The 22744-nt window shown below is 64.3% G+C and carries 26 protein-coding genes; 5 read left to right on the forward strand and 21 right to left on the reverse strand.

Translation table 11 applies throughout. The annotated features are described in order from the left end of the window. Both JOY50_RS03395 and JOY50_RS03400 read left to right on the forward strand, forming a co-directional pair. Nucleotides 1-1527 carry a cryptochrome/photolyase family protein gene (locus tag JOY50_RS03395; protein ID WP_132840286.1) on the forward strand — a complete coding sequence of 509 codons (1527 nt, stop codon included), beginning with the start codon at nt 1-3 and terminating at the stop codon, nt 1525-1527. After that, nucleotides 1524-1706 (forward strand): DUF2256 domain-containing protein, encoded by a 183-nt coding sequence (locus tag JOY50_RS03400; protein WP_132840289.1) that lies wholly within the window; start codon nt 1524-1526, stop codon nt 1704-1706. The genes JOY50_RS03395 and JOY50_RS03400 overlap by 4 nt, the downstream gene beginning before the upstream one ends. Here JOY50_RS03400 and JOY50_RS03405 read toward each other — a convergent pair. The 7 genes from JOY50_RS03405 to JOY50_RS03435 form a co-directional block, all read right to left on the reverse strand. Beyond that, nucleotides 1644-2132, reverse strand: a complete 489-nt coding sequence (locus tag JOY50_RS03405) for a DUF2878 domain-containing protein (protein WP_243054770.1) — start codon at nt 2130-2132, stop codon at nt 1644-1646. The two genes, JOY50_RS03400 and JOY50_RS03405, sit on opposite strands and share 63 nt — an antisense overlap. Next, nucleotides 2132-3394, reverse strand: coding sequence for a cyclopropane-fatty-acyl-phospholipid synthase family protein (locus tag JOY50_RS03410; RefSeq protein ID WP_132840291.1), 1263 nt, complete (start codon nt 3392-3394; stop codon nt 2132-2134). Before JOY50_RS03410 ends, JOY50_RS03405 begins: the two co-directional genes overlap by 1 nt. Continuing rightward, nucleotides 3369-4178: a DUF1365 domain-containing protein gene (locus tag JOY50_RS03415; RefSeq protein ID WP_132840294.1), complete on the reverse strand. Its 810-nt coding sequence runs from the start codon at nt 4176-4178 to the stop codon at nt 3369-3371. Before JOY50_RS03415 ends, JOY50_RS03410 begins: the two co-directional genes overlap by 26 nt. Next, on the reverse strand, nt 4175-5422 hold the full coding sequence (locus JOY50_RS03420; protein ID WP_132840296.1) for an NAD(P)/FAD-dependent oxidoreductase: 1248 nt from the start codon (nt 5420-5422) through the stop codon (nt 4175-4177). The genes JOY50_RS03415 and JOY50_RS03420 overlap by 4 nt, the downstream gene beginning before the upstream one ends. Nucleotides 5423-5428: 6 nt before the next feature. Continuing rightward, nucleotides 5429-6181, reverse strand: a complete 753-nt coding sequence (locus JOY50_RS03425) for an SDR family oxidoreductase (RefSeq protein ID WP_132840298.1) — start codon at nt 6179-6181, stop codon at nt 5429-5431. Next, the gene (locus JOY50_RS03430; RefSeq protein ID WP_132840300.1) at nt 6178-6600 is read right to left on the reverse strand and encodes a nuclear transport factor 2 family protein; all 423 of its coding nucleotides are present in this window, start codon (nt 6598-6600) and stop codon (nt 6178-6180) included. The genes JOY50_RS03425 and JOY50_RS03430 overlap by 4 nt, the downstream gene beginning before the upstream one ends. Before the next feature lie 115 nt (nt 6601-6715). After that, entirely contained in the window at nt 6716-7150 is a 435-nt protein-coding gene (locus JOY50_RS03435; protein WP_028613713.1) for a PAS domain S-box protein, read from the reverse strand. A 154-nt stretch (nt 7151-7304) separates the two neighbouring features. Between JOY50_RS03435 and JOY50_RS03440 the strand changes: the two genes are divergently transcribed. After that, nucleotides 7305-8192 (forward strand): MerR family transcriptional regulator, encoded by an 888-nt coding sequence (locus JOY50_RS03440; protein WP_132840302.1) that lies wholly within the window; start codon nt 7305-7307, stop codon nt 8190-8192. Between the two features lie 23 nt (nt 8193-8215). On the opposite strand, the gene JOY50_RS03445 is transcribed toward JOY50_RS03440, so the two are convergent. Genes JOY50_RS03445 through gspE form a run of 13 tightly spaced genes read right to left on the reverse strand, consistent with a single transcriptional unit; the run spans nt 8216 to nt 18613 of the window. Further along, the gene (locus JOY50_RS03445; RefSeq protein WP_243054771.1) at nt 8216-8659 is read right to left on the reverse strand and encodes a heme-binding protein; all 444 of its coding nucleotides are present in this window, start codon (nt 8657-8659) and stop codon (nt 8216-8218) included. 2 nt (nt 8660-8661) lie between these two features. Continuing rightward, complete coding sequence (locus tag JOY50_RS03450) at nt 8662-8802, reverse strand: hypothetical protein (RefSeq protein ID WP_165931592.1); 141 nt, start codon at nt 8800-8802, stop codon at nt 8662-8664. Continuing rightward, a complete protein-coding gene (gene gspD / locus JOY50_RS03455; protein ID WP_238342176.1) occupies nt 8799-11033 on the reverse strand; it encodes a type II secretion system secretin GspD in 2235 nt (744 codons plus the stop codon). The genes JOY50_RS03450 and gspD overlap by 4 nt, the downstream gene beginning before the upstream one ends. Further along, nucleotides 11030-11542, reverse strand: coding sequence for a hypothetical protein (locus JOY50_RS03460; RefSeq protein ID WP_052751906.1), 513 nt, complete (start codon nt 11540-11542; stop codon nt 11030-11032). Before JOY50_RS03460 ends, gspD begins: the two co-directional genes overlap by 4 nt. After that, nucleotides 11539-12153, reverse strand: a complete 615-nt coding sequence (gene gspM / locus JOY50_RS03465) for a type II secretion system protein GspM (protein ID WP_132840304.1) — start codon at nt 12151-12153, stop codon at nt 11539-11541. The genes JOY50_RS03460 and gspM overlap by 4 nt, the downstream gene beginning before the upstream one ends. After that, the gene (locus tag JOY50_RS03470) at nt 12134-13177 is read right to left on the reverse strand and encodes a general secretion pathway protein GspL (protein ID WP_132840306.1); all 1044 of its coding nucleotides are present in this window, start codon (nt 13175-13177) and stop codon (nt 12134-12136) included. The genes gspM and JOY50_RS03470 overlap by 20 nt, the downstream gene beginning before the upstream one ends. Then, complete coding sequence (locus JOY50_RS03475; RefSeq protein ID WP_243054772.1) at nt 13174-13887, reverse strand: general secretion pathway protein GspK; 714 nt, start codon at nt 13885-13887, stop codon at nt 13174-13176. Before JOY50_RS03475 ends, JOY50_RS03470 begins: the two co-directional genes overlap by 4 nt. Then, entirely contained in the window at nt 13884-14492 is a 609-nt protein-coding gene (locus tag JOY50_RS03480) for a prepilin-type N-terminal cleavage/methylation domain-containing protein (RefSeq protein ID WP_243054773.1), read from the reverse strand. The genes JOY50_RS03475 and JOY50_RS03480 overlap by 4 nt, the downstream gene beginning before the upstream one ends. Continuing rightward, nucleotides 14489-14851, reverse strand: a complete 363-nt coding sequence (locus JOY50_RS03485; protein ID WP_028613740.1) for a prepilin-type N-terminal cleavage/methylation domain-containing protein — start codon at nt 14849-14851, stop codon at nt 14489-14491. Before JOY50_RS03485 ends, JOY50_RS03480 begins: the two co-directional genes overlap by 4 nt. Continuing rightward, the gene (locus JOY50_RS03490; protein ID WP_028613741.1) at nt 14848-15288 is read right to left on the reverse strand and encodes a GspH/FimT family pseudopilin; all 441 of its coding nucleotides are present in this window, start codon (nt 15286-15288) and stop codon (nt 14848-14850) included. The genes JOY50_RS03485 and JOY50_RS03490 overlap by 4 nt, the downstream gene beginning before the upstream one ends. Nucleotides 15289-15290: 2 nt before the next feature. After that, entirely contained in the window at nt 15291-15713 is a 423-nt protein-coding gene (gspG, locus tag JOY50_RS03495; RefSeq protein ID WP_132840312.1) for a type II secretion system major pseudopilin GspG, read from the reverse strand. A gap of 10 nt (nt 15714-15723) precedes the next feature. Next, nucleotides 15724-16923 (reverse strand): type II secretion system F family protein, encoded by a 1200-nt coding sequence (locus tag JOY50_RS03500; protein ID WP_132840314.1) that lies wholly within the window; start codon nt 16921-16923, stop codon nt 15724-15726. Nucleotide 16924: 1 nt separating this feature from the next. Continuing rightward, on the reverse strand, nt 16925-18613 hold the full coding sequence (gspE, locus tag JOY50_RS03505; RefSeq protein WP_028613744.1) for a type II secretion system ATPase GspE: 1689 nt from the start codon (nt 18611-18613) through the stop codon (nt 16925-16927). Nucleotides 18614-19102: 489 nt separating this feature from the next. Here gspE and JOY50_RS03510 point away from each other — a divergent pair, with 489 nt between their 5' ends. Beyond that, nucleotides 19103-19345, forward strand: a complete 243-nt coding sequence (locus JOY50_RS03510; RefSeq protein ID WP_132840317.1) for a hypothetical protein — start codon at nt 19103-19105, stop codon at nt 19343-19345. Then, on the forward strand, nt 19342-22056 hold the full coding sequence (locus JOY50_RS03515) for a glycoside hydrolase family 3 protein (RefSeq protein WP_243054774.1): 2715 nt from the start codon (nt 19342-19344) through the stop codon (nt 22054-22056). The genes JOY50_RS03510 and JOY50_RS03515 overlap by 4 nt, the downstream gene beginning before the upstream one ends. Before the next feature lie 34 nt (nt 22057-22090). Here JOY50_RS03515 and JOY50_RS03520 read toward each other — a convergent pair whose 3' ends face one another. Further along, nucleotides 22091-22732, reverse strand: coding sequence for a TetR/AcrR family transcriptional regulator (locus JOY50_RS03520; protein WP_132840321.1), 642 nt, complete (start codon nt 22730-22732; stop codon nt 22091-22093). Nucleotides 22733-22744 lie beyond the last annotated feature (12 nt).

The following is a 22744-nucleotide window of genomic DNA, read 5'->3' on the forward strand; positions in this document are numbered from 1 at the left end:
ATGCGTCTGGGCCTTGTGCTGGGTGACCAGCTGTCGTTCGACCTGGCAAGCCTGGCGGCCCTTGATCCTGCGCGCGATGCTGTCTTGATGGCGGAGGTGGAGGGCGAGGCCCGGTACGTGCCGCATCATCCGCTGAAGATCGTTCTGATCTTCAGCGCCATGCGGCACTTTGCCCAGGCCCTGCGCGAGCGGGGTTGGCAAGTGCATTATGTCGAGCTCGATGCTGACGGCAACAGCGGTAGCATCGTTGGCGAATTGCGTCGCTGGCAACACGCCCTGGGCGCCACGCATATTCACCTGACCGAGTGCGGGGAGTGGCGCCTGGAGCAGGCTTTGCGTGATGCGGCCTTGCCCCTGGTGTGGCATCGCGACAGGCGTTTTCTGTGCTCCCGCGAAGCCTTCGCGCGCTGGGCTCATGAGCGTCGGCAGCTGCGTATGGAGCACTTCTACCGTGGTATGCGCAAGCGAACCGGCCTGCTTATGGAGCCCGACGGCAGCCCGGCAGGTGGCACGTGGAATTTTGATGGCGACAACCGCAAGTCATTGCCACGCCAGTTGCGTGGGCCGTTTGCTGCGCATTTCCCGCAGGACGGAATCACGGCAGCGGTGGTTGCCTTGGTACGTCAGCGCTTCAGCGATCACTACGGGGCCATCGACGGCTTCGACTACCCCGTGACCCATACCGAGGCACAGCAGCTCTGGCAGCACTTTCTGGATTTCGGCCTGGCGGCTTTTGGCGACTACCAGGACGCAATGGCCGAGGGTGAGCCGTACCTGTTCCATGCGCGCATCAGTGCAGCGCTCAATATCGGGCTGCTGGATGTGCGTTGTCTGTGTGAGGAGGTCGATAAGGCCTGGCGCGAGGGGCGAGTACCGCTTAATGCAGCTGAAGGCTTCATTCGCCAGTTGATCGGCTGGCGTGAGTATGTGCGCGGTGTCTACTGGCTGCGAATGCCGGAGTATGCCGGGCTCAATCACCTTGGCAACCAACGCGCGTTGCCTGAATTCTACTGGACCGGGCGCACCCGCATGCGCTGTATGGAGCAAGCCATCGGGCAGACCCTGCGGCTGGGCTATGCGCATCATATCCAGCGGCTGATGGTGACCGGTAACTTCGCCTTGCTGGCCGGTATCGTACCCACCGCGATTTGCGAGTGGTACCTGGCGGTCTATATGGATGCCTTCGACTGGGTCGAGCTGCCCAACACGCTTGGCATGGTGATGCACGCCGACGGTGGCTACCTGGGGTCCAAGCCTTACTGCGCCAGTGGTCGTTACATCCAGCGCATGTCCGACCATTGCAAGGCGTGCAGTTACAAGGTTGATCTTGTTATCGAGGACGATGGCTGCCCGTTCAATGCCCTGTACTGGCATTTTCTCATCCGCCATCGCCCTCTGCTGTCGACGAACCCGCGTTTGGCTCTGGTCTATCGTAGCCTCGATGGCATGACGGCTAGCCGGCGAGACGCTGTGTGGCAGCGTGGCCAGACACTGTTGGCGCAGCTCGATGCGCAGCAGGCGTTATGAAAAAGAGCCTTTTGCCCAGCAAGGTCTGCGTGGTGTGTGGCCGGCCGTTCAACTGGCGCAAGCGTTGGGCTCGCTGTTGGCAGCAGGTGCGCTACTGCTCCGACCGATGCCGCAGGTCAGCGCCGCGCCGCGAGGCGCGCGAGCAGGGGCAGGGCCAAGGCCCAGATCGGCATCAGTAGCAGGCCGGTTTGCAGCGCGCCCAACGGCAGGGCCACATCCGCAAGCCTTGCGCCGCCTAAATAGGCCAGGGGGCCGCCGAGTGCGCCCAGCAGCGCACCGATCCGCCAGTGCCTGCCAGCCGATGCCAGGCTGTGGCGCATGCCGCTGGCCAGCACTAGCCACAGCAGCGCCAGCCATAGTGGCAGCGGCCAAGCGTCGAAACCGAACACGCCCATTGCCCCCAGCACGCTGTCGAGCACACACCCGGCCAAGGTGACGCGCAACAGCGCCCTGAATTCGGCAGTGACGTCCGGGCACAGGCGCAAGTGCACCGCCACACCCGCGATCACCAGCAGCAATAGCCAGGGGCGTTCGGCGCCCAGCACGCAGATCCACCAGCCGGCCTGTAACCAGACGGCATTGGCGACCAGCCAGCGCCCGGGCATCAGGCACCGTCAGGCAAGGGGGCGCGCCGTGCCAGTGGCGCTGCCCACAGCAGGTGCGCAACGCCGATGGTGCGCTCCTCAAAACCGCCCTGGCAGTAACAGAGGTAGAACTCCCACAGGCGCTGGAACATCTCGTCGTAGCCCAGGTCCGCCAATGCTGTGCGCGCCTGACGCAGGTTTTCACGCCAATGCCGCAAGGTGTGGGCATAGTCCTGGCCGAAATCCTCCATGTGCACAAGGTTGAGTGCGGTGTGTCGGCTGGCGGTGTCAAGCAACACGCTCAGCGAGGGCAGGGCGCCACCGGGGAAAATATAGCGCTGGATGAAGTCGACCGAGCGCCGCGCTTGGGCGTAGCGCTGGTCGCGGATGGTGATCGCCTGCAACAGCATCAGGCCGTCGGGCTTGAGCAGCGTGGCACACTGGCGGAAATACACGGGCAGGTAGCGGTGGCCGACAGCCTCGATCATCTCTATCGACACGAGTTTGTCGAAGGTGCCTTGAAGGTCGCGGTAGTCTTCGCGCAGCACCTTCACGCGCTGCTCCAGCCCCAGGGCCTGAACGCGCGCCAGGGTATGGCTGTACTGCGCTTCGGAGAGCGTCGTGGTGGTGACCCGGCAGCCGTATCGGGTGGCTGCATGGATCGCCAGGCTACCCCAGCCACTGCCAATTTCCAGCAGGTGATCGTCAGGGCGCAGTTCAAGCTTCTGGCAGATGCGCTCCAGCTTGTGCAACTGGGCTTGCTCCAGTGTTTGCCCGGCTTGCTCGAACTGCGCGGCCGAATACATCATGGTGGGGTCCAGCAGCCGTTCGAACAGGGCATTGCCCAGGTCGTAGTGCGCCAGAATGTTGCGCCGGGCACCGCGCTTGTTGTTGCGGTTGAGCCGGTGCAGCAACCGCAGGGCAGGGCGGCCGAAGCGGGCCAGGCCACCCTCGAGCGCGTCCAGCACTTCAAGGTTGGCGACGAACAGGCGCGTCACCAGCGCCAGGTCGGGGCTTCGCCAATAGCCGTGGATGTAGGCTTCGCCAGCACCGATCGAGCCATTGCCGGCGATCAGGCTCCAGGTGGCGTCATCGAGGATCTCCACCTCGGCCTGGAACGGGCTTTCGGCATCACCGAAACTCCACTGCTGCCCGTGGCTGAGCAGGCGCAGGTGGCCGTGGCGCAGCTTGCCCAGCTGGGCGAGAACGGCGCTTCGTGCCAGCCCGCCGAGCAATGGCGCAAGGCCTGCGAACTTACTAACGCTCAGGGTGGGATTCGACATCGACAGGGTCCTCGCAAGGTTGGCCGAGCGCCAGGTCATGCTGGCGGGTGGAGTGGTCATGCACGGGGGTGCGCTTGAGTAACAGGCGTAACGCCTGCCAGTAGATGGCCGAGACAGTGCGCAGGCTCATCCATGGGAAGGTCATGACATACCGACGCAGCCCAATGCCATCCAGTGGCTGACGGTGCAGGGCGAGGTCGGCCTCGAACACCTTGCGGCCGTCTTGCCAGTTCTGCATGTGGATGCGTACATGGTCCGCGCTCAGGGAAAAGCGCAGGTGATAGTCCATGTTCAGTGGCATGAACGGCGAAACATGGAAGGCTTTGGCCACGGTGAAGGGCCTGCCTAGGCTCTCTTGCACCGGCAGCACGTAATGAAAACGCTCGCGCCACGGGGTGTTGCGCACCTCCATCAGGATCGCTTTCAGGCTGCCGTCGCGGTCATGGCAGAAATAGAAGCTCACCGGGTTGAACGACAGCCCCCAGCAACGCAGTTGCGTGAGCAGCTGTACCGGGCCTTCGGGCATATGCCCCGTGGCTTGCCCGACCAGCAAGCGTGCGGCCTGGGCCAGGGTTTCGCCGTGGCGGGTCTGCGCTGGCAGGTAGTCGGTTTCGCGCCAGCACAGCGGTGCCAGGCGCCAACGCCCCAGCCAGCGTGACAGGCCCATCAGCCAGGCTTGTTCGTCCAGGTCCAGGTAGAACATGCCGATCCGGTAGCGGAAAGCATGCAGCCGCGGCGTCAGCCGACGGTGGCTGATCCAGCCCAGGCAAAGGCTGCTGTTCACAGTTGCTCCCCGAAGTGCGCAGCCACTTTCAGCGCGCTGACCACCCCGTCCTCATGAAAGCCGTTGCCCCAGTAGGCGCCGCAGAAGTAACTGTGCTGCAGGCCTTGCAGTTGTGCCTGGCACGCCTGGGCGGCGGACGCCGCAATGCTGTACTGCGGATGGGCATACTGGAAGCGGGCGATCACTTGCGCTGGGTCTATCAGTGCGGTCTGGTTGAGGCTCACGCAGAAGGTTGTCGGTGCCTGAATACCTTGCAGAATGTTCATGTTGTAGGTCAGCGCGGCGGGAGCCTGCTCTGGGCCGCCCAGGCGGTAGTTCCAGCTTGCCCAGGCGCTCTTGCGGCGTGGTAGCAGACGGGTATCGGTGTGCAGCACCACGTCGTTGCTTGCGTAGCCGATGGCGCTGAGCACGGCGCGTTCCAGTGTGCTGGGGGTTTCCAACAGTGCCAGCGCCTGGTCGCTGTGGCAGGCGAACACCACATTGTCGAAGCGTTCGGTGCCGGCCGCGCTCACGAGGGTCACGCCACCTTCGTCGCGGCTGACCCGGTGAACCCTGCAATTGAGGCGGATGCGATCAGCGAACGGTCGGCACAGCGGCGCGACATAGCTGCGCGAGCCGCCTTTGATCACCCGCCACTGTGGGCGTTGGTTGACCGACAGCAAGCCGTGGTTGCGACAGAAACGCACGAAGAACTCAAGGGGGAAGTGAAGCATGTCGGCGCGGGACATCGACCAGATCGCCGACCCCATCGGCACGATGTAGTGGTCGATGAAGCGCTGCCCATAGCGCTGTGCCTGAAGGTAGGCGCCCAGGGTGGTGTCGGCGTCGATACGCTGGTTTTCCAGGTCGGCCAGTGCCTGGCGGTTGAACCGCAGAATATCCCGGATCATGCCCCAGAAACCCGGGGACACCAGGTTGCGGCGTTGGGCAAACAGTGTGTTCAGGTCGTGGCCGTTGTACTCCAGGCCAGTAACCGGGTCATGCACGGAAAAACTCATCTCGGTCGGCTGCGAAGTGACCTGGAGCTGGTCGAGCAACCGGATGAACTGGGGGTAGGTCCAGTCGTTGAAAACGATGAAGCCGGTATCGATTGCATGGCGCTGGCCCTTCCAGACCACATCGAGGGTATGCGTGTGGCCCCCGATCCACTGCTCGGCTTCGAAAACCGTTACTTCGTGCTTGCGTGACAGCAGATGGGCGCAGGTCAGCCCTGCGATGCCACTGCCGATGATTGCGATACGCATGGATCATCATTCCTGTTCATGGCGGGCGAGGCGTTGGCCGAGTACCAGACGCAGGCGCGCGGGTAGCGCCCCCAAGAGGCGCAACACCAGGGTGAAAAGCCCGGGGAAATTGATTTCCAGTGGGCGCCGGGGCAGGCGCTTGGCGATATGCCGGGCGGCGCGCTGCGCAGTCCACAGCTGCGGCATGGGGAAATCGTTGCGACGTGTCAGTGGCGTGTCGACGAAGCCAGGGCTGACCAGGGTGACCGCGATCCCCTCGCGAGCCAGGTCGATTCGCTGTGACTCCACCAGGTAGCGCACCGCAGCCTTTGACGCGCCATAGGCGCCGGCGCGGGGCAGGGCCAGCCAGGTCACCGAACTGCCCATAACCACCAGGTGGGGGCGCTGGCCGGTGCGAAGCAGAGGCAGTGCCGCCGCCAGGCAGTAGCTGACGCCCAGCAGGTTTGTGCGCACTACACGTTCGACCAACGCGGGATCGAAATGCCCCGGCTCCAGATATTCGCAGGTGCCGGCATTGAGGATGGCCATGTCCAGCCCGCCCCAGGCCTGCTCGATCTGTGCGGCGATCCCGGCGACCTGCTGCGGGTTGTCAAGATCGCCAACGGCCAGCAATGCCTGCCCGGGAAATTTTTCGGCCAGAGGGGCAAGGCGATCGGCATGGCGCCCGCCCAAGGCAACCTGATGGCCTTGCTCCAAAAGGATGTGTGCGAGTGCGGCACCGATACCGCTACTGGCGCCGGTCAGCCAGCAGCGGCTCATGCCAGCCTGCCTTTGAGCCAGCGAATTGCACCGCCCATGACGGGGAGGTGTTCATAAAGCAGGGCGCCGGCGTCGAAATAGTCCTGGTGAAAATGCACGCGTTCGCGCCAATGCAAGCAACTACACCCTTGCAACGTGATCGGCTGGCCGCGGGCCAGGCGGGGGTGGCAAAACTGCAGTGTCCAGCGCAGGTAGCCCTGCCCAGGCCTCACCTCGTCGGCGCTGGTGATGGCATAGCGAATATCACTGGCGTTGGCGTACAACTGCTCGAAATAGGCTCGCAGGGCCTGCAGCCCCTGTATGTGATGCAAAGGGTCGCGAAAGGTAACATCTTCGCTGTACAGTTTTTCCAGCGTGTCGAGGTGCGCCCCATCGAGGCTGGCGAAGCGCTCGGCGAATTGCTGTAGGTATGCTGACATGCTGGGCTCCAGGCCATGCTGTACAAAAGTGGTTTGTTGTACAGGTATAGCTGAAACCTAAGCATTAATCTATACAAGCCATGGGGCTTGTACAGGTTTTTTGTCAGCCCTTGGCCTAGCCCGGTTGCCGGCGCAGTTCAGCCACTTCAGCCTCCAGCTCGCGTACCTTTTCTTCGGCGAATATCTGCGCGGTGACATCGCGCTGGATGCCAATGTAGTACGTCAGCTGGTCCGCTTCGTTGAACACGGGCGTGATGGACAGCTCATTCCAGAACAGGCTCCCGTCCTTGCGGTAGTTGCGCAGCACCTGGCGGCAGGGGCGCCCTTCGCGGATCGCCTCGCGGATGGTTGCCAGGCCCGCCTGGTCATGATCCTCGCCCTGAAGAAAACGGCAGTCCTGGTAGAGGATATCGTCGGCGCTATAGCCGGTGAGGCGTTCGAAGGCGGGGTTGACGTAGATAAGGATGCTGTCATTGCCTTCCTGCTCGGCGACGACGATGCCATCGTTGGAATGCTCGACCATTAGTTGCAGAAGTTTTGCGTTGATCATGGGGCCCACCTACAGGCGTTTCGTATGCGATATGCGCAGCGTAGCTTCTGTGCAGAAGGCTTCGGCGCCGTTTGTTGCATGATGAACCAAGCAGGCTCACCGCAGAAGGTGCATCTGGGTTTAGAATGAGCCATTACCCGGATGACCCCTCGTTATGACAGACGCCACCCCACCTGATTTGCTACCGATGCGCGATGTGGTCAGCCTGACCGGCATCAATCCGGTGACCTTGCGTGCCTGGGAGCGCCGCCATGGGTTGATACGCCCGCAGCGCACCGAGGGCGGCCATCGCCTGTACACGGCCCGGGATGTCCAGCGCATACGCGACATCTTGCGCTGGACGGCCAACGGCCTGCCCATCAGCAAGGTCGGCGATCTGCTCGCAGGCCAGCCTGAGGCGTCTGTGCAGCAGCATTCGGCCTTTGACGATTGGCGCGCCGCCGTGGTGCGCGCAACCAAGGCATTCGACGGGCCGGCACTGGAGGGGATCCATGGTCAATTGTTCACACTCTTGCCCAAGGCCACCGTGCTGCGTGAAGTGCTGATGCCAGTTTGGCATGAGCTGGCTTCAGCCTCCGCGCCTGGCCAGCGTAGCCAATGGTTGTTTCTCGACACGTTCTTGCGCGCCCGCTTGCTGCTGCGTTTGCAGATGAACCAGGTGGATGCGCCGCAGGTTTTGCTAGCAGGTACCGATGGGCAAGCCGAACTCAGTGTGTTGTGCGCCGGGCTACTGTTGAGCAGCGAGCAACAGCGCATCGAAGTGCTCGGTTGCGGGCAGCCGCTGGAAGAGCTCCCCATCGTGTGTGCGGCCATGCAGCCTGCGGCACTGGTGATCAAAGTTCAGGCGCCGGTGAGCCCCACGTTGGCCAAGCGCTTACGGTCGTTGCAGATGGACATTGTGTGCCCGCTGGCCTTGATTGGCGAGGGGCTGGCCGATTCGCAGCCAGCCTTGAGCGCAATCCCGCTATGCCTGCTGGACGAGCGAGGCGCAGACGCCGCGCGCGTGCTGAGCGCCTTGCACCGTGGGGTTCTTGACGTTTGACCTATGGGCTTGGCCCTTTGCGTTCAAGCCTGAACCTCGCCAGTGTCGGCAATCAGCCCGAGCGCTTCGATGGCCAGCAGCGCGCAGCGCTCGTCATTGTCCGAAGTGTCGCCGCTGACACCGATGGCGCCCAGCAGGTGGCCATCGATGTTGCGCAGGAGGATGCCGCCCGCCACCGGGATAACCTCGCCGTCGGTGAGGCTGTTGATGGCATCGAAGAATGCCGGCATGGCCTGCGCACGACGCGCCAGTTCACGGCCGCCGACGCCCAAGCCCAGGCAGCCGCGTGCCTTGCCGGTGGCGATCTGCGGGCGCAGGAAACTGGCATGTTCGTCGCGCAGTACCGCCAGTGGGTGACCCGCACCGTCGAGCACCGCGGCTGCCAGCGGCCGCACGCCCAGGGCCCGGGCGTGGCGCAAAGTGGTGGCGGCCAGTTGCGTGGCCAGTTCGAAGTCTAGCGTCGTCATGTTCAAAGGGTCCATTTACCAAGCTCAGCCACACGGTCGCGGGTATAGAGGTCGGTCCATTTCAGCGAGTTGAAGTCTGACACCAGTTTCGGGTTGTACGCGGTGCCGGCCCTGCATATCCAGAACGCAACGGCTGCTGTCATGTTCCTTTGACTTGGCTCCTCAGCAACTGCATTTGCTGGCGGTAGTCAGTGGTGACCTGGCGTGCCTGCTCCGGGTTGTTCACCACCTTGGGGGTGATCAGCACGATCAGCTCGGTACGGTCGCGACTTTTGGAGCTGCTGCCAAACAGCCAGCCGAGGCCTGGAATTCTCGACAGTCCGGGTACACGGGTCTCTGACTTGGTGTTGTCCTGCTTGATCAGGCCACCGAGCAAGACCGTCTGGCCACTCTGCACCGCTACCTGGGTCGACACCGCACGGCTGGAGATGCGTGGGTTGGGCTGGGTGGTGGTCACCGCGCTGTCATCGGCGTCGCTGACCTGCTGCTGGATGTCCATGTACACCAGCCCGCCTGGATTGATGCGCGGCACCACGTCGAGAATGACCCCGGTCTGCACATATTCGACGCTGCTCAGGGTGGTGTCAGAGGTGCTGGTGTTGACGGTGGTCTGGCTGATCGGGATGTTGTCGCCGACCTGGATCTGCGCCTGCTGGTTGTTCAGCACCACCAGCGATGGCGCCGACAGCACCTGGGTCAGGCCACGGGTCTCCAGGGCGCGCAAGGCGACTTGCAGGTTGCTGCTGACGAACGAGTAGAACATCGAACTGCTGCCCAGCGCCACGCCACCGGCGCCCAAGGCACCTTGGCTGCCGCTTTCGTTGGCCACGCTGGTGCTGGAGGAATTGCCTGCCAGGCGGCCCAGATACCATTGCACACCCTGGTCGAGATCGCCGCTGAGCTTGACCTCGAGGATGCGGGTTTCGATCTGCACTTGCAGGGGTGGGCTGTCCAGGCGCTTGATCGCGGCTTCGATTTCTTTCCACTGTGCCGGTCGCGTGCGCACCAGCAGCTGGTTGCTGCTTTTCTGCGCCGTGATGCGCACCGACTCGGCAAGGCTCTTGACGTCGCTTTCGCCCGCTTCTGCGGACGCGCTACCTGTTTCGCTGTCGCTGCCTTGGTCGGAGGGCTCGTCGTACGCTTCGCTCTGCTCGTCGTCGGCCTTGTCAGCCTGGGCGGTCATACCGCTGCCGTTCAGGCCCTGGGTGCCGGTGCCGTTCAGCGAGGTCAGGCTGGTGGTCTTCAGGCCTGGGGCGACCTTGGCCGCCGGGTCGTCGCTGACCTTGCCCGAACCGTATATCTGGCGCAGGTAGCGCGCCAGGTCGGCGGCCTTCATGTTGCGCACGTCGTAGACGAACAGCTGCGGCTCGTTGCCACCGCCTTCGTCGATGGTCCGAATCCACTCGCCGACCTCTTGCAGGTACTGCGGCTGCGACGAAATAGCGACAATCGAGTTGGTCCGCTCGTTGGGCATGAACTTGACCATATCGGACAACGGCATGCCGCTGTCCGGGCCGAACAGCTTCTGCAGTTGCGGCATCAGTTCGGCCACCGAGGCGCGCTGCAGGCCGTACACGCCGATCGACATGCCTTTGAGCCAGTCGACGTCGAAGGTGTCGATGGTGTCCTGGTAGTTGGCCAGTTCCTCCGGGGTGCCGGCCAGGCTGATCACATTGCGCGCCGGGTCCACCAGCAGGAAGGCATTGTCACGCACGAACGGCTGCAGCAGCTTCTGCATTTCGCTGGCACCGATGTAGCGCAGGTTGAACAGCCGCGCAGCCAGGCCGCCTGGGGGCTGCGCCACGGCGACTTCTGGGACCAGCTTACCGGCCACAGCCTTGTCGGCGGGCAGGATCACGTAGCGGTCGCCTTGGCGGATCATGGCGTTGTCGGTCCAGGACAGCAGCGTTTCCAGAATTGACAGCGCCTGCTGCTTGTTCACAGGTTTGGAGGTGGAGAAGCTGACACTGCCTTTCACGCCCTGGCTGATGCTGTAGTTCTCATGCAGCAGATCGCCCATCACGCTGTTGATCACCGCCTCGATCGGCTGGTCGGTGAAGTTGAAGACGATATCGCCCTGGTCGCTGGCGGCTCTGGCCGCCGGCCTGCTGGCGGGGCGGGTGAAGCGCTGGTTGCCCTGAATGATCTGTCGGGTGGGCGCGGTGCTCTCCCTGGGCGCAACCGGGGTGTCGTCCGGTTTGCTCGCCGGCGCCGGCGCATCGGCACCTTCCAGAGCTTCCTGCAGCAGCGCCGGGTCACCGTGTAGATCTTGCCGCGGCAGGGCGCAGCCGGCCAATGTGACGGCAACACTCAGGCCCAGCAAAGGAGCCCGCAGGGTAAGGAGAGAGAAACGGGGGAAATGCGGCATGGTCATGGTGTCGTCGTACGCGGAAGGGTGATGGCGGGAGTGGTGGAGGGCGGCGGCAGGCGTAGCAACGGCATGCTGAGCGTTTGGGTTTGCCCGGCGCGGGTGAAGGTGGCGCTGGTGGTGCCGAGCTGGCTCAAGGTCCAGCCACTGGCGAGGGTGCTGCCCAGAGCGACCTTGGTTGTCGGTTTGCGGCCTTCGCGCAGGTATGCGAAGCGGCTTTCTCCGTCCAGCAGCACACCGCTCAAGATCATGCCGGCAAGCGCCGGAGCCTGCCCTTGCGGGCCATGGGCGTCCGGCTGGCGGCCCGGGCTGAACAGCGGGTGCAGCCACACGGCCGCCAGCTGCGCTTTGCCCGGCTCGACCAGGCGCACGGGCGGCTGGCTTGGCGCGGTGTTCGAGCGTGCATGCGCTTCGAACCAGTGTGGCTGGGCGGGTGTCGCGAACACCCAGGCTACGCTGGCCAGCAGCGTCACGTTGGCGGTCAGCAGTGCCAGGCGCATGGCCGGTACTTTCATGGCTGGCCCCCTTGGCCTGCTGCCTGCAGGTAGCCGCGAATCAGCAGGTGCACTTCAAGGTGCCCGGCCGGGCTCTGTGCTGCAGCGCTGGTGCTGCGGCGGATGCTCAGCTGCTCGATGAACAGGCTCGGCTGGCCGTACTCCAAGGCATGCAGCAGTGCGGCCAGCGGTTCGATTGCGCATGCCAGGGTCAGGCTGACCTTGACCGGCCGATAGGGCTCGGCCTGGGCATCATCGCGTTCGGCGGGGGCAATCGGCATGCGCTGGGTCACCTCGCAGCCTGCACCGGTCGAGGCCTGGCGGCGGACCTGCTCGACGGCGTATTGCATGAGATCGGCAGCCACGGCGTTGGGGTCGTCACCGGGCAGCAGGCTGTTGCGCTGCGCCGGGTCGTTGCGCGCCTGCCTGAGGCGCGCTTCCAGTTGCGGCTGCTGAAGCATCAGGCTGGCGTAGCGACGTTGTTGTTCACGCAGTGTCTGCGCCTGTTCGTCGAGGTCGCGCAGCGGGGCAAGCAGCAGGCTGTCGACGAACAGGTACCAGCCGGCCCAGAGCAACAGGCCGAGCACGCCAAGCGCGACGATCTTGCGTTCCCTAGGGTTGAACGGGCGCATGGGGCACCTCCCGCTTGAGCTGGGCGCTGATCGAAAAACGCTCCAGCCCGGTGGCTTTGTCCGGCAGGATCACCCCCTGGAACTGGGCATGCTCCAGGGTCTTGCAGGCCTTGACCTGGGTGATCACGGCGCTGCTGCGCGCGCTCTGGCCGGAGAACGTGACCTCGCCGGTTTCGTGGACTTCCAGTTGCTCGATCCAGGTCTCGTCACCCAGGCAACCGGTGAGGTCTGCCAGCAGCGCGCTGACGGTGGGCTGGCCGGCCTTGCGGCTGGCCAGGTACGAGGCGGCGCCGACGCTGCTGTCGAGTGCCTGGCGCAATTGTTCAATGTGCTGCACCGCCTGGCGCTGGCTGGCCACTTGCTGCTGCATGGCCGCCACCAGGCTCTGGCGCTGGTCGATGAACCCGCCGGCCAGAAGCAGGCAGCAGGCCGCCAGGCTCAGCCACAAGCCCTGATCAAGGCGGGAAGGGCGGGCCAGGCCGGTATCGCTGCCTGCGGGTAGCAGGTCCAGCCCCAGGCGCTGGCCGTCGCTGCCCTGAACGTCAATGGCCACCAGTGGCAGGTTGCGTTCACGGCACGCTTCCAGCAGGGCATCGAGGCGCTGGCGGGCGATGGCCACCAGTTCGACCTCGGCGTTCGGTGGCTGTCGGCGCACCACCCGGGCGACGAAGTGAACCTGTTCGGCGGTATAGGGGGTGTACTTGTCGATTTCGTAGGTCAGCACTTCCCCAAGGTTGCGCGTGGCCGCCAGCGGCAGGCTGATGCGCTGCGCCAGCACTTGCCGGGGATCGAGCACAAGTACAGCGGGGTAGCTGGCCTGAAGCTCGGTTGGCAAGGGCCAGCGCAGTACCTGCGGCGCATTGCGCCGACCGAGGCGTTCGGCCAGCACGGCCGGTAACAGGCCGGTCAGCTCCATGCGCCAGGCCAGCAGCCAGCGCCTGGCAAGGCTCTGTTGCCAACCTGCAGCGCAGGATCGCCGGTAGGCGGCAAATGCTGCCGAGCAGCGTGGGGGCACGAGGGTCATTCCTGCCACCGCAACACGCGATACGGTTTGCCACCCGCGTGGGCCGGTAGCAGGACGAAGGTGGCCTGCACATGCGCGGCAAAGCCACCTGCCAGGGTCGCCTCGCTGTAGACGCTGAGGATCTGCCCGGGGTCGGAGGCCTGGCCTTGGCCCCGGCGAAGGCCGAGCGCACGGGCCAGTTGCGGCTCGACCAGGCCCGGGTCGGGCTCGGCGGTACCGGCCCACACGGTTATCGACGGCAGCACGCGCTGGTAGAGCGCATAGTCCATGCGGGGCAGTTGGCGAAATTCTTCGAGCATTCGCAGGGGTACCTGGTTGCGCCTCGTCCTTAAAGCGTGGGTGATGGTTTTGGCCCGAGCGGCGCTGGCGCCAGCGGCGCGCAGCAGACGTTCGAGCGGTGCGACCGGGGTCGCGTTGAGGTCGAGCTTGCCGCGTTCGCTGGTAACCCTGATGCGCAGGGTGTTGCCGGCGAACTGCTCGGCATGCAGTTGGCCATCGGGCTGCCAGCGCTGGGGCCCGCGCCCCAGCAGATTGGCCACGGCCAGCTCCAGGCCGGCCTGTGCGGCCAGTGCCGCCTGGGTCTGGCGGCCTTGCCAGAGGGCCTGGCGCTGTTGCAGTTGCACGGCCACGGCCAGGCCACCGAGCAGCACGCTCAGCAGCGCGATCACCCACAACGCCAGCAACAGCGCGGCACCGCGCTGGCGCTTCACGGCCGGCCTCCGTCGCCGGAAAGGTCCAGCAGCAGGTTCACCTGCAGGGTGGGCCAGGCTTGCTGGCTGCCGTGCAGGCGCAGGTCCACCCGTATTGCCTGCGGCACCCGCTCTGGCCAGGGCCATTGCGTCAGCCAGCCGGTCGCCTTGCCCAGCGGGGTGTAGCCGCGGTAGTGCAGGCTCAACGCTTCGACGCCATCCAGCAGCCGCTGTGGCTCGCCCCACGCCTGCAGCTGTCGGCCATCGAGCCTGGCCAATTGCACTTCGAGGCGATGGCCGCTTACCCGCAGGCGCTGGCGGTATAACCCGCCCCCCACCGAGCTTGGCAGTGGCGCATAGAACAGCACGCTGTCGCCGGCACCTTCGAAGGTGCTGGTGTGACGGCCTTCGGCCGTGCGCCCGGTCAGCGGCAGTACCTGGCTCAGGGACTGGCGCAAAAAACGTTGTGCGGCGCGGTGTTCATCCAGGCTGTCGCTGTAGCGCTGGGCTTTGGCCACTGCGCGGGTCGAGGCTACCAGGGCGCTGCCGACCAGGCCCAGCAGCAGCCCCAGCAAGCTGATCACCACCAGTACTTCCAGCAGGGTGAAGCCGGCCTGGCGCTTCATTGCCCCGCCTCTGAGGTGCGGGCTCGCAAGGTACTGTAGTGTGAGGCGTGACGGCCTTCACCGACCGTCAGGTCGAGCCGGTACAGGGTTACGCGCCCTGGCGAAGTCACTGCCTGGCTCACCTCCAGGGTCCACGGCAGGCCTTGCCAGCGACCACGCTGCGGGCCGGGCTCGAGTGCGCCGAGGTCGAAGTCATCGATCAGCGAGCGTGCGGCACTGTCGTGTCGGTCGGCGCGCGCCACCTGTTGCAGCGAGCGGCCACTCTGGGCGAAGGCGCCGAGCAGGACCGACGCGGCGATCACCAGCAGGGCGATAGCGGCGAGCATTTCCAGCAGGGTGAAGCCGCGCTGCCTGTTCATGGCAGTGCCTTCAGCGTCACGCGGCCGGTCAGCCAGCCGACGTCGATGCGCCAGCGCCGCTCGCCACGGGCAATCTGTATGTTGCCGCCGCTGGCAGCGCCATCAGGGTAAAACTCGAATGCGGCGCCCAGGCCTTCGGCGGTGTTCAGGCGCACGGTGAAATCTTCAGGCCAGCCGGCGGGTGCATGCCCGGCCATCAATACCTGGCGCCGCTGCAGGTCGAAGCCGGCACGCACGGGCCGGCCGCTGCCGATTGCCTGCACGCGCGCACTGCGCAGGGCGCTGACCATGTTCGACAGGGCAGTGCGTTCCTGGGCGCTGTGCAAGCCGCGGCCGACCCCGACCGCCAATATTGACGTGGCCACGCCCACCAGCACGATCACCAGCAACAGTTCGAACAGCGTGAAACCACGCTGGTGGTGCCGCGGCGCGCCCATGGTTACTGCCAGTTGCCCAGGTCGGCCTTGTAGCCTTCGCCGCCCGGGGCGCCGTCCTGGCCGAGGAAGATCAGGTCGAAGCTGCCATGCTTGCCAGGGTAGCGGTAGGCGAAGGCATGCCCGAACGGGTCGAGCAGGTCGGACGGCTTGGCGTAGGGGCCGGCCCACTGGCTAGCGCTGGCGGGCTTGTGTAGCAGCTGGTCGAGGTTGGCCGGCGGGGCACCGACGTCCAGGGCATAGCTGTCGACTTTCATGCTGAGGCTGGCCAGCTGCGCCTTTCCGGCGCCGTATTTGCCCTTGTCGACGTTGCCGCCGACCTGGCGCACAACGATGGTCGCGACGATGCCCAACAGGACGATGACCGCGAGCATTTCGAGCAGGGTGAAGCCCGCCTGGCGGGCGGTAGAACGGGAGCGGGAGCGCATGGGCGGTTTCCTAGATTGTGCTGGTGAGGCTCATGAGCGGCAGCATGATGGCGAGCATGATTGCTGCCACCAGTACCGCCATTACGATGGTCAGGGTCGGCACCAGGGCCGCCAGCAGGCGGTCGATGGTGCGTTTGCTTTCGATGTCGTACACATCCGCGACCTTGAGCAACATGGCGCCGAGGCTGGCGGATTGCTCGCCGACCTCAATCATCTGCAAGGCCAGGTCAGGCAGCAGCGGGTCGGCAGCCAGCGCATGAGGCAGGCTGCCGCCCTGGCGGACCGCTTCGCCAACCTGCCCGACGTGTTCACGCAACGCCTGGTTGGCGCTGACATCGCGGCCGATCGACAGCGCAGCAAGCAGGGTGACGCTGTTGCTCAGCAAGGTGCCGAGGGTTCGCGCCAGTCGTGCGGTTTCGAGTTTCTGCAGCAGTGGACCGAGCAGTCGGCTGCGCCACAGCCAGCGGTCCTGGGCGATGCGCCGTTGCGGATTGCGGCGTGTCGCGAGGAGCAGGCAGAAGGTTGCGCTCAGCGTGCCCAGGCTGACCAGCCCCCAGGCGTTGACCACGTCGCCCAACGCCAGGATGGCCCGGGTTACCCAGGGGATCGGCACGCCGAGGTCCTGGAAGATCGGCACGAACTGCGGCACCACGTAGGCCAGCAGCAAGCCCAGCGAACCGATCACACCGATCACCAGAAACGCCGGATAGATAAGCGCGTTGAGCACTTCGGCCCGCAACGTGTGGCTGCGTTCCAGGTAGCTGGCCAGTTGCGCCAGGGTGATTTCCAATACGCCGCCGGCTTCACCGGCACGCACCAGGCTGGTGTAGAACGGGGTGAATGTCGCCGGATGCTCCTCGAGTGCCAGCGACAACGGCTGGCCGGCCTTGACCTGGCCGCGCACGCGTTCGAGCAAGGCTTTTGCTGCGGGCTTGCGCAGGTTCTTCAGCAAGGTGGCCAGGGCTTTATCGAGTGGCTGGCCGGCACTGATCAAGGTGGTGAGCTGCTGGGTGAAGCTGATCAGCTCGGCAGGCTTGAGCACACTGCGTTGGCTGCCGGCGCGCAGCAGGCGGCTGCCTGGCTTGAGGCTGAGCACCAGGAGGCCGCGCTGGTGTAACTGGCGTGCGGCCAGTGCCTGGTCGGTGGCCTGCACTTCGCCTCGCTGCTTGCGGCCTTCGCTGTCCAGCGCGCTGTAGGCATATACCGGCATCTCAGTCGCCACCCGTCACGCGCAGCACTTCTTCGAGCGAGGTGATGCCGGCCAGGGCCTGGCGCAGGCCTTCTTCGTAGAGCGTGACCAGGCCTTTGTCCCGCGCCGCAGCCTCGAGGCTAGCGGCATCGCTCTGGCGCATCAGCAGGCTGCGCAACTCATCGTCCATCACCAGCAGCTCGGTGATTGCGCTGCGGCCATGGTAGCCCCCGCCAGGGCTTTGTTCGTCGGGGCGGTACAACAGGATCGGTCGCTGCTCGGTGTAACGCTGCAGCTGGTGGCGCTCGACCAGTTCTGCTGGTGCTTCGAAGGCGATGCGGGTGCGCGGGTCCAGGCGGCGCACCAGGCGCTGGGCGAGGATACCTTGCAGGGTAGAGGCCAGCAGGTAGCCTTCGACGCCCATGTCAAGCAGGCGAGTGATGCTCGCCGCCGCGCTGTTGGTGTGCAACGACGACAGCACCAGATGACCGGTGAGTGATGACTGGATGGCGATGCTGCAGGTTTCCAGGTCGCGCATTTCACCGATCATGATCACGTCCGGGTCCTGGCGCACGATCGAGCGCAGGGCGGTAGCGAAGCCCAGGCCGATCGCGGGTTTGACCTGGATCTGGTTGATACCGGTGAGCTGGTACTCGACCGGGTCTTCGACAGTGATGATCTTGCGTTCGGAGCTGTTCAGGCCGGACAGCGCGGTGTACAGCGTGGTGGTCTTGCCCGAGCCGGTCGGGCCGGTGACCAGAAAGATCCCGTGCGGGCGTGCCAGCAACTGCTCGATGCTGCGCAGGACCTGGGCGCTGATGCCGAGGCTGGCGAAGTCGAAGCTGACGGTCTGCCGGTCGAGCAGGCGCATCACCACCGATTCGCCGAAGCTGGTGGGTACGGTGGACACCCGCAGGTCGAGCTCGCGCCCCTGCATGCGCAGCATGATCCGGCCATCCTGAGGCAGGCGGCGCTCGGCGATGTCCAGGCGGGCCATGATCTTCAGGCGCGAAATGATCGCCGCGGCATAGCCACTGGGTGGTGCTTCGCCCTCGAGCAGCACGCCATCGACCCGGTAGCGCACCTTCAGCTGGCTTTCAAAGGGCTCGACGTGGATGTCCGAGGCGCGCTGGTCGACGGCATGCTGCAGCATCAGGTTGACCATGCGCACCACCGGCGCCTCGGACGCCATGTCCTTGAGATGCTCGATATCGCCATCGCTGACGCTTTCGTCGTCCAGCGCCTCGACCAGTGCGCCCATGGCCGAACGACCAGCGCCGTAAGCTTGTTCGATCAACCCGGCCACCTGTTCGGCAGTGGCGATGACCGGCTCGACAGTTTTGTCGGCGTGATAGCCCAGCGCCGACAGTGCGTAGGCAGACAGCGGAACGGCAGCCGCCACGCGCAGGTGGCTGGCGGTCTCGCTCAGGGTAACCACGCCATGGTGACGGGCGAACCGCTCGGTGACAGCAGGCGCCATTTCTACAACTTCGTCAGCCAGGCGTGCAACACCGAGCAAGTGAGCGTAGGCGGCTGCCATCTGCCCATCCTTGACCGCCCCCAGGCGCAGCAGCGTGTGCAGTTTTTCATCCTCGGAAATGCCCTGTGCCACACCCAACCGAACGGCGCGCTGTATATCAGCCGGTTGCAGTGCGCTTGCACTTAGCAGCCACTTACATATCGCGTCGGGGGTAGGGATTTTAAAGGTCATGGTGATGGCTTTATGCAATGTGCTGGCTATATGGCGGCATTTAATTAGTTGCTGATTTGAAGGTGGCCGGAGAATACGTCGTTACCTTTCGAGGCGCAATAGAGTGCGCAACGGGATAAATGCCCGATATTAATCGTCGACTTTCCTGGCGGCGACGGGAGCTTATCAGATCGCTAAACCTATCTGCAACTAGGTTTAGTGAATGGAGAAAAATGGCTTTAAACGTCACAACAAAGACTAAACCTGCCAATGAAACTCATTACGCAGCAATTAAAAATAATTTTATTGGGCGAGTTCATGCTTTGGTGTGCTCTGAAGAACCGCGATTAACCAGATTTAACTGACTTTTCTATCACTATTTAGCTTGCGCACTCGGCTGAATGTTTCTGTGACTTGAACTTTTTCTCGCAGTGCCCAGACTTACGCCGGCTGCATGCCTGGGCCCGGGCCATGTCGTTCATTTCAAACCCTTTAATCGAGAACTATTCGATGAATAGACTAATGCTGTCGCTCGCCTGTTCGGCGCTGCTGGCCACGCATATCAATGCCTTTGCAGACACTTCGACTGCCCGTCAGCAGGCGACTACCCAGAACGCGCGTGAACAGCTCGATACCCAGCGCGCACGCATCACGGGCGTAGACCGGGTCAGCCAGGAGGCCGCCGGCTCCAACGCCATGGTCGATGCCCCCGTCGACACCAGCGATGCTCCGCCGCAGGTCAGCCAGCCATGAGCCGTACAAGGAACCGCCGCGTGAACCCTCTGAAACACACCCTGGGCCTGAGCCTGTTGGCGCTTGGCGTGATACAGGCGTCGAGCGCCCTGGCCGCAGCACCGACCACGGGCAACGAAGTCGAGGCGCGGGTCAGCTCGATCCTCGACAACATGAACATGGCCGAGAAGATCAACTTTACCCGGGTCAATGACGGCCACATGATCCCCTCGCTGCTCAAGTGGGGCATCCAGGGCACCGTGGCCTACGACTCGTCGATGGGCGTGCACGTCAACAATGCCACCTTCGGCGCGCAATACCCCTCGCAGTCGGCACTTGCGGCGAGCTGGAGCATCAATCGGGCGAAGGAGTTTGGCCTGGCCATTGCCTATGAAACGCGTATTTCCGGCGGCCAGCAGATGCTCTCGCCAGGGGTCAACTTGTACCGCACGCCTTACAATGGGCGCTCCGCCGAATACCTGAGCGGAGAAGACCCGTTCCTCGGTGCCGTGCTGGCACCGGCCGTGGTCAACGGCATACAGGCCCAGGGCATCCAGGCCAGCGGCAAGCACTACCTGGCCAACGAGCAGGAGGCCAACCGCCAGGCGGTCAACGTGGTGGCCGACGAGCGCACCCTGCGCGAGCTGTACCTGCCGGGCTTCGAGTCGATGGTGAAGAATGCCAACGTCGCCTCGATCATGTGCGGGTTCAACAAGGTCAATGGCGACTACGCCTGTGAAAACCACCACCTGATCACCGAGATTCTCAAGGGCGAGTGGGGCTACCAGGGTATGGTGATCAGCGACTTCAATGCCATTCACGACCCATTCAAAGGGGCGTGGGCCGGCACCGACATTGATATGCCGTCGGGCCTGCAGTTCACCGAAGCCAACCTGCTGCCGTATCTGTGGAGCGGCCAGCTGACCCAGAACGTGATCGACGACAAGGTCAAGCGCAACCTGCGCGGTATCGTCAGCTACGACCTGCAGGAGCACATGAATACCGCGCAGGCGCTGGAACACACCGAGTACGGGCAGCGCGCCTCGCTGAACCTGGCGCGTGAGTCCATCGTGCTGCTGCGCAACGCTGACACTGCTTCCGGCAAGCCGTTGCTGCCCCTGGCGCGCACGGCCAAGATTGCGGTGATCGGTGACTGGGCCGCCCAGGCACCGGCTTCGCCGTTCGGTACCGCCAACTCGCCACCCAACAGTTACGTGACCGAGCTCAGCGGCTTGCAGCAGCTGGCCTCGAGCAGCAGTAATGTCACCTATCTGCCAGCACTGAGCCTGAACCCCAAAGCGTCGGTGTGGTACCAGCCGAGCAGCGGCAAAGGCAACGTCAGCAATGCCGGGGTCAAAGCCGAGTACTTCGACAATGCCACCCTGAGCGGCTCGCCGGCGTTGGCCCGAGTAGAACCCGGTGTGAATCTGAACTGGACCACCAGCACCAACGAGACCAACAACGGCAGCACCGCCGTGAGTGGCTTCAGCCCGACCGCCGGCGCGTTCTCTGCGCGTTTTACCGCGACCATCAAACCGACCATCTCTGGCAAGCAGGTGTTCAAGGTGCGCGCCGATGGCCCGTACAAGCTGTGGGTCAACGACAAGCTAGTGCTGGAAAGCGACGGCGTGCCGTACTCTTCCGACGTGGTCAATGCCCTGGTCACCTCCGGCCAGAGCGCCGCACTGGTGGCCGGCAAGTCGTACACCGTCAAGCTCGAATACCGCCGCGTACAAGGTAATTTCACCCCGGCACTGGGTGGCCTGGCCGGCGTGCAGATGAGCTGGGCGTCGCTGCGCCCGCCAGAAGACCTGGCGCAATACGATGCCGTGGTGGTTGCCGCCGGCACCAACTACGAGAACGAAGGCGAAGGTTCTGACCATGGCTATGACCTGCCAGACCAGCAAGCCGACCTGATCAAGTTCGTTGCCAAGGCCAACCCGAACACCATCGTGGTCATGCACGGCGGCGGTGTCGCCAACATGCAGCCTTGGGCCAACAAGGTGGGCGCCACGCTGCATGCCTGGTTCCCGGGCCAGCAGGGTGGACAGGCGCTGGCCGAGATCCTGTACGGCAAGGTAAATCCGTCCGGCAAGCTGCCGGTGACCATCGACAAGCAGATCGAAGACAACCCCAGCTATGCTTCGTACCCGGACCCGACCGCCTACCGCGGTGACAACCCGCTGACCGAGATCGACTACAGCGAGGGCTTGTACCTGGGCTACCGTGGCTACGACAAGCGTCACAGCAAACCGCTGTACCCGTTCGGCTTCGGCTTGTCGTACACCACTTTCGACTATTCGGACCTGAAACTGTCGAGCAACGTGATGACGCCTGGCAACACCATCGATGCCAGGTTCACCCTGACCAACACCGGAGACAAGGCAGGCTTCGAAGTCGCCCAGCTATACATCCAGCCGATCGACCCGCAGACCGACCGTCCGAAGAAGGAGCTCAAGGGCTTCACCAAGGTGTATCTGCAGCCCGGTGAAAGCAAGACCGTGAGCCTGCCGATCGACTCGCGCTCGCTGGCGTACTTCGTGCAGAACAGCGATAGCTGGGATGTCGATGCCGGCAAGTTCAAGGTCTGGGTGGGCCCGGACTCCGAGCACCTGGCACTACAGCGCACGTTGCTGACCCTGATCCCGCAGCACTTGACCACCCGCGACAGCAACCCGCTGCCGGCACCGCTGCGTGCCGCCGTGCAGGTCAGCGCCTCGCAAGCCTACTGATGCAGCCGTGCCGGCTCAGGGACGAGCCGGCCGTTCAGGCGCGGATGGCGTTAGCCAGGCGTTGCAGGTAGGCGTCGAACGTTGCGCTGACATCGACCTGTTCCGGGCCACGCAGCCACTGGATCTGCAAGCCGTCCATGACGGCGAAGATCTCCGTGGCCAGTGCCTTCAGGTCGACGTCGGCACGCACCTGGCCATGCTCCACGAGCGTGGTCAGGTGCGCGTGGGCATGGGCATGCGTGAGCTCGAACTTTTCCCTGTACCAAGGCCAGGCCGGGTGCTGTTCCGACAGGCTCTCGACACTGATTTTCATCGCCGCCTGGCATTCCGGCAGGCTCTGCACGCTGAAGCGCATGCTCATGCGCACGAAAGCCAGGAAGCTGTCCAGCGTCGGCGCCAGCTCCAGCTCGGCGAACTGCTCGGTGACCCGTTGATCACGGCGGTCGATCAGCGCCCGCAGCAGCGAGACCTTGTTGGGAAAGTGGTGCAGCAGGCCGACCGTGGTGATGCCGGCCAGCTCGGCGACATCACGCATGGAGGCCGCGCCATAGCCATCCTTGGCGAACACCAGCGTTGCCGCATCCAGCAGCGCAGCGCGGCGCATTTCGCCCTTGGGCGCGCGGCGGCGCTTGGTTGCCGGCGCGTCAGCTGTTTCGGTGTGGTCCTGTTCTGACATAAATCCACTGGG

The sequence above is a fragment of the Pseudomonas sp. BP01 genome (genome assembly GCF_022760795.1).
Lineage (GTDB): Bacteria > Pseudomonadota > Gammaproteobacteria > Pseudomonadales > Pseudomonadaceae > Aquipseudomonas > Aquipseudomonas putida_Q.

Bases quoted from the DNA above. Each gene is read 5' to 3' on its own strand.
- JOY50_RS03395 (WP_132840286.1), top strand. From the start codon at position 1: ATGCGTCTGGGCCTTGTGCTGGGTGACCAGCTGTCGTTCGACCTGGCA.
- JOY50_RS03400 (WP_132840289.1), top strand. From the start codon at position 1,524: ATGAAAAAGAGCCTTTTGCCCAGCAAGGTCTGCGTGGTGTGTGGCCGG.
- JOY50_RS03405 (WP_243054770.1), bottom strand. From the start codon at position 2,132: ATGCCCGGGCGCTGGCTGGTCGCCAATGCCGTCTGGTTACAGGCCGGC.
- JOY50_RS03410 (WP_132840291.1), bottom strand. From the start codon at position 3,394: ATGTCGAATCCCACCCTGAGCGTTAGTAAGTTCGCAGGCCTTGCGCCA.
- JOY50_RS03420 (WP_132840296.1), bottom strand. From the start codon at position 5,422: ATGCGTATCGCAATCATCGGCAGTGGCATCGCAGGGCTGACCTGCGCC.
- JOY50_RS03425 (WP_132840298.1), bottom strand. From the start codon at position 6,181: ATGAGCCGCTGCTGGCTGACCGGCGCCAGTAGCGGTATCGGTGCCGCA.
- JOY50_RS03430 (WP_132840300.1), bottom strand. From the start codon at position 6,600: ATGTCAGCATACCTACAGCAATTCGCCGAGCGCTTCGCCAGCCTCGAT.
- JOY50_RS03435 (WP_028613713.1), bottom strand. From the start codon at position 7,150: ATGATCAACGCAAAACTTCTGCAACTAATGGTCGAGCATTCCAACGAT.
- JOY50_RS03440 (WP_132840302.1), top strand. From the start codon at position 7,305: ATGACAGACGCCACCCCACCTGATTTGCTACCGATGCGCGATGTGGTC.
- JOY50_RS03445 (WP_243054771.1), bottom strand. From the start codon at position 8,659: ATGACGACGCTAGACTTCGAACTGGCCACGCAACTGGCCGCCACCACT.
- JOY50_RS03450 (WP_165931592.1), bottom strand. From the start codon at position 8,802: ATGACAGCAGCCGTTGCGTTCTGGATATGCAGGGCCGGCACCGCGTAC.
- gspD (WP_238342176.1), bottom strand. From the start codon at position 11,033: ATGACCATGCCGCATTTCCCCCGTTTCTCTCTCCTTACCCTGCGGGCT.
- JOY50_RS03460 (WP_052751906.1), bottom strand. From the start codon at position 11,542: ATGAAAGTACCGGCCATGCGCCTGGCACTGCTGACCGCCAACGTGACG.
- gspM (WP_132840304.1), bottom strand. From the start codon at position 12,153: ATGCGCCCGTTCAACCCTAGGGAACGCAAGATCGTCGCGCTTGGCGTG.
- JOY50_RS03470 (WP_132840306.1), bottom strand. From the start codon at position 13,177: ATGACCCTCGTGCCCCCACGCTGCTCGGCAGCATTTGCCGCCTACCGG.
- JOY50_RS03480 (WP_243054773.1), bottom strand. From the start codon at position 14,492: ATGAAGCGCCAGGCCGGCTTCACCCTGCTGGAAGTACTGGTGGTGATC.
- JOY50_RS03485 (WP_028613740.1), bottom strand. From the start codon at position 14,851: ATGAACAGGCAGCGCGGCTTCACCCTGCTGGAAATGCTCGCCGCTATC.
- JOY50_RS03490 (WP_028613741.1), bottom strand. From the start codon at position 15,288: ATGGGCGCGCCGCGGCACCACCAGCGTGGTTTCACGCTGTTCGAACTG.
- gspG (WP_132840312.1), bottom strand. From the start codon at position 15,713: ATGCGCTCCCGCTCCCGTTCTACCGCCCGCCAGGCGGGCTTCACCCTG.
- JOY50_RS03500 (WP_132840314.1), bottom strand. From the start codon at position 16,923: ATGCCGGTATATGCCTACAGCGCGCTGGACAGCGAAGGCCGCAAGCAG.
- gspE (WP_028613744.1), bottom strand. From the start codon at position 18,613: ATGACCTTTAAAATCCCTACCCCCGACGCGATATGTAAGTGGCTGCTA.
- JOY50_RS03510 (WP_132840317.1), top strand. From the start codon at position 19,103: ATGAATAGACTAATGCTGTCGCTCGCCTGTTCGGCGCTGCTGGCCACG.
- JOY50_RS03515 (WP_243054774.1), top strand. From the start codon at position 19,342: ATGAGCCGTACAAGGAACCGCCGCGTGAACCCTCTGAAACACACCCTG.
- JOY50_RS03520 (WP_132840321.1), bottom strand. From the start codon at position 22,732: ATGTCAGAACAGGACCACACCGAAACAGCTGACGCGCCGGCAACCAAG.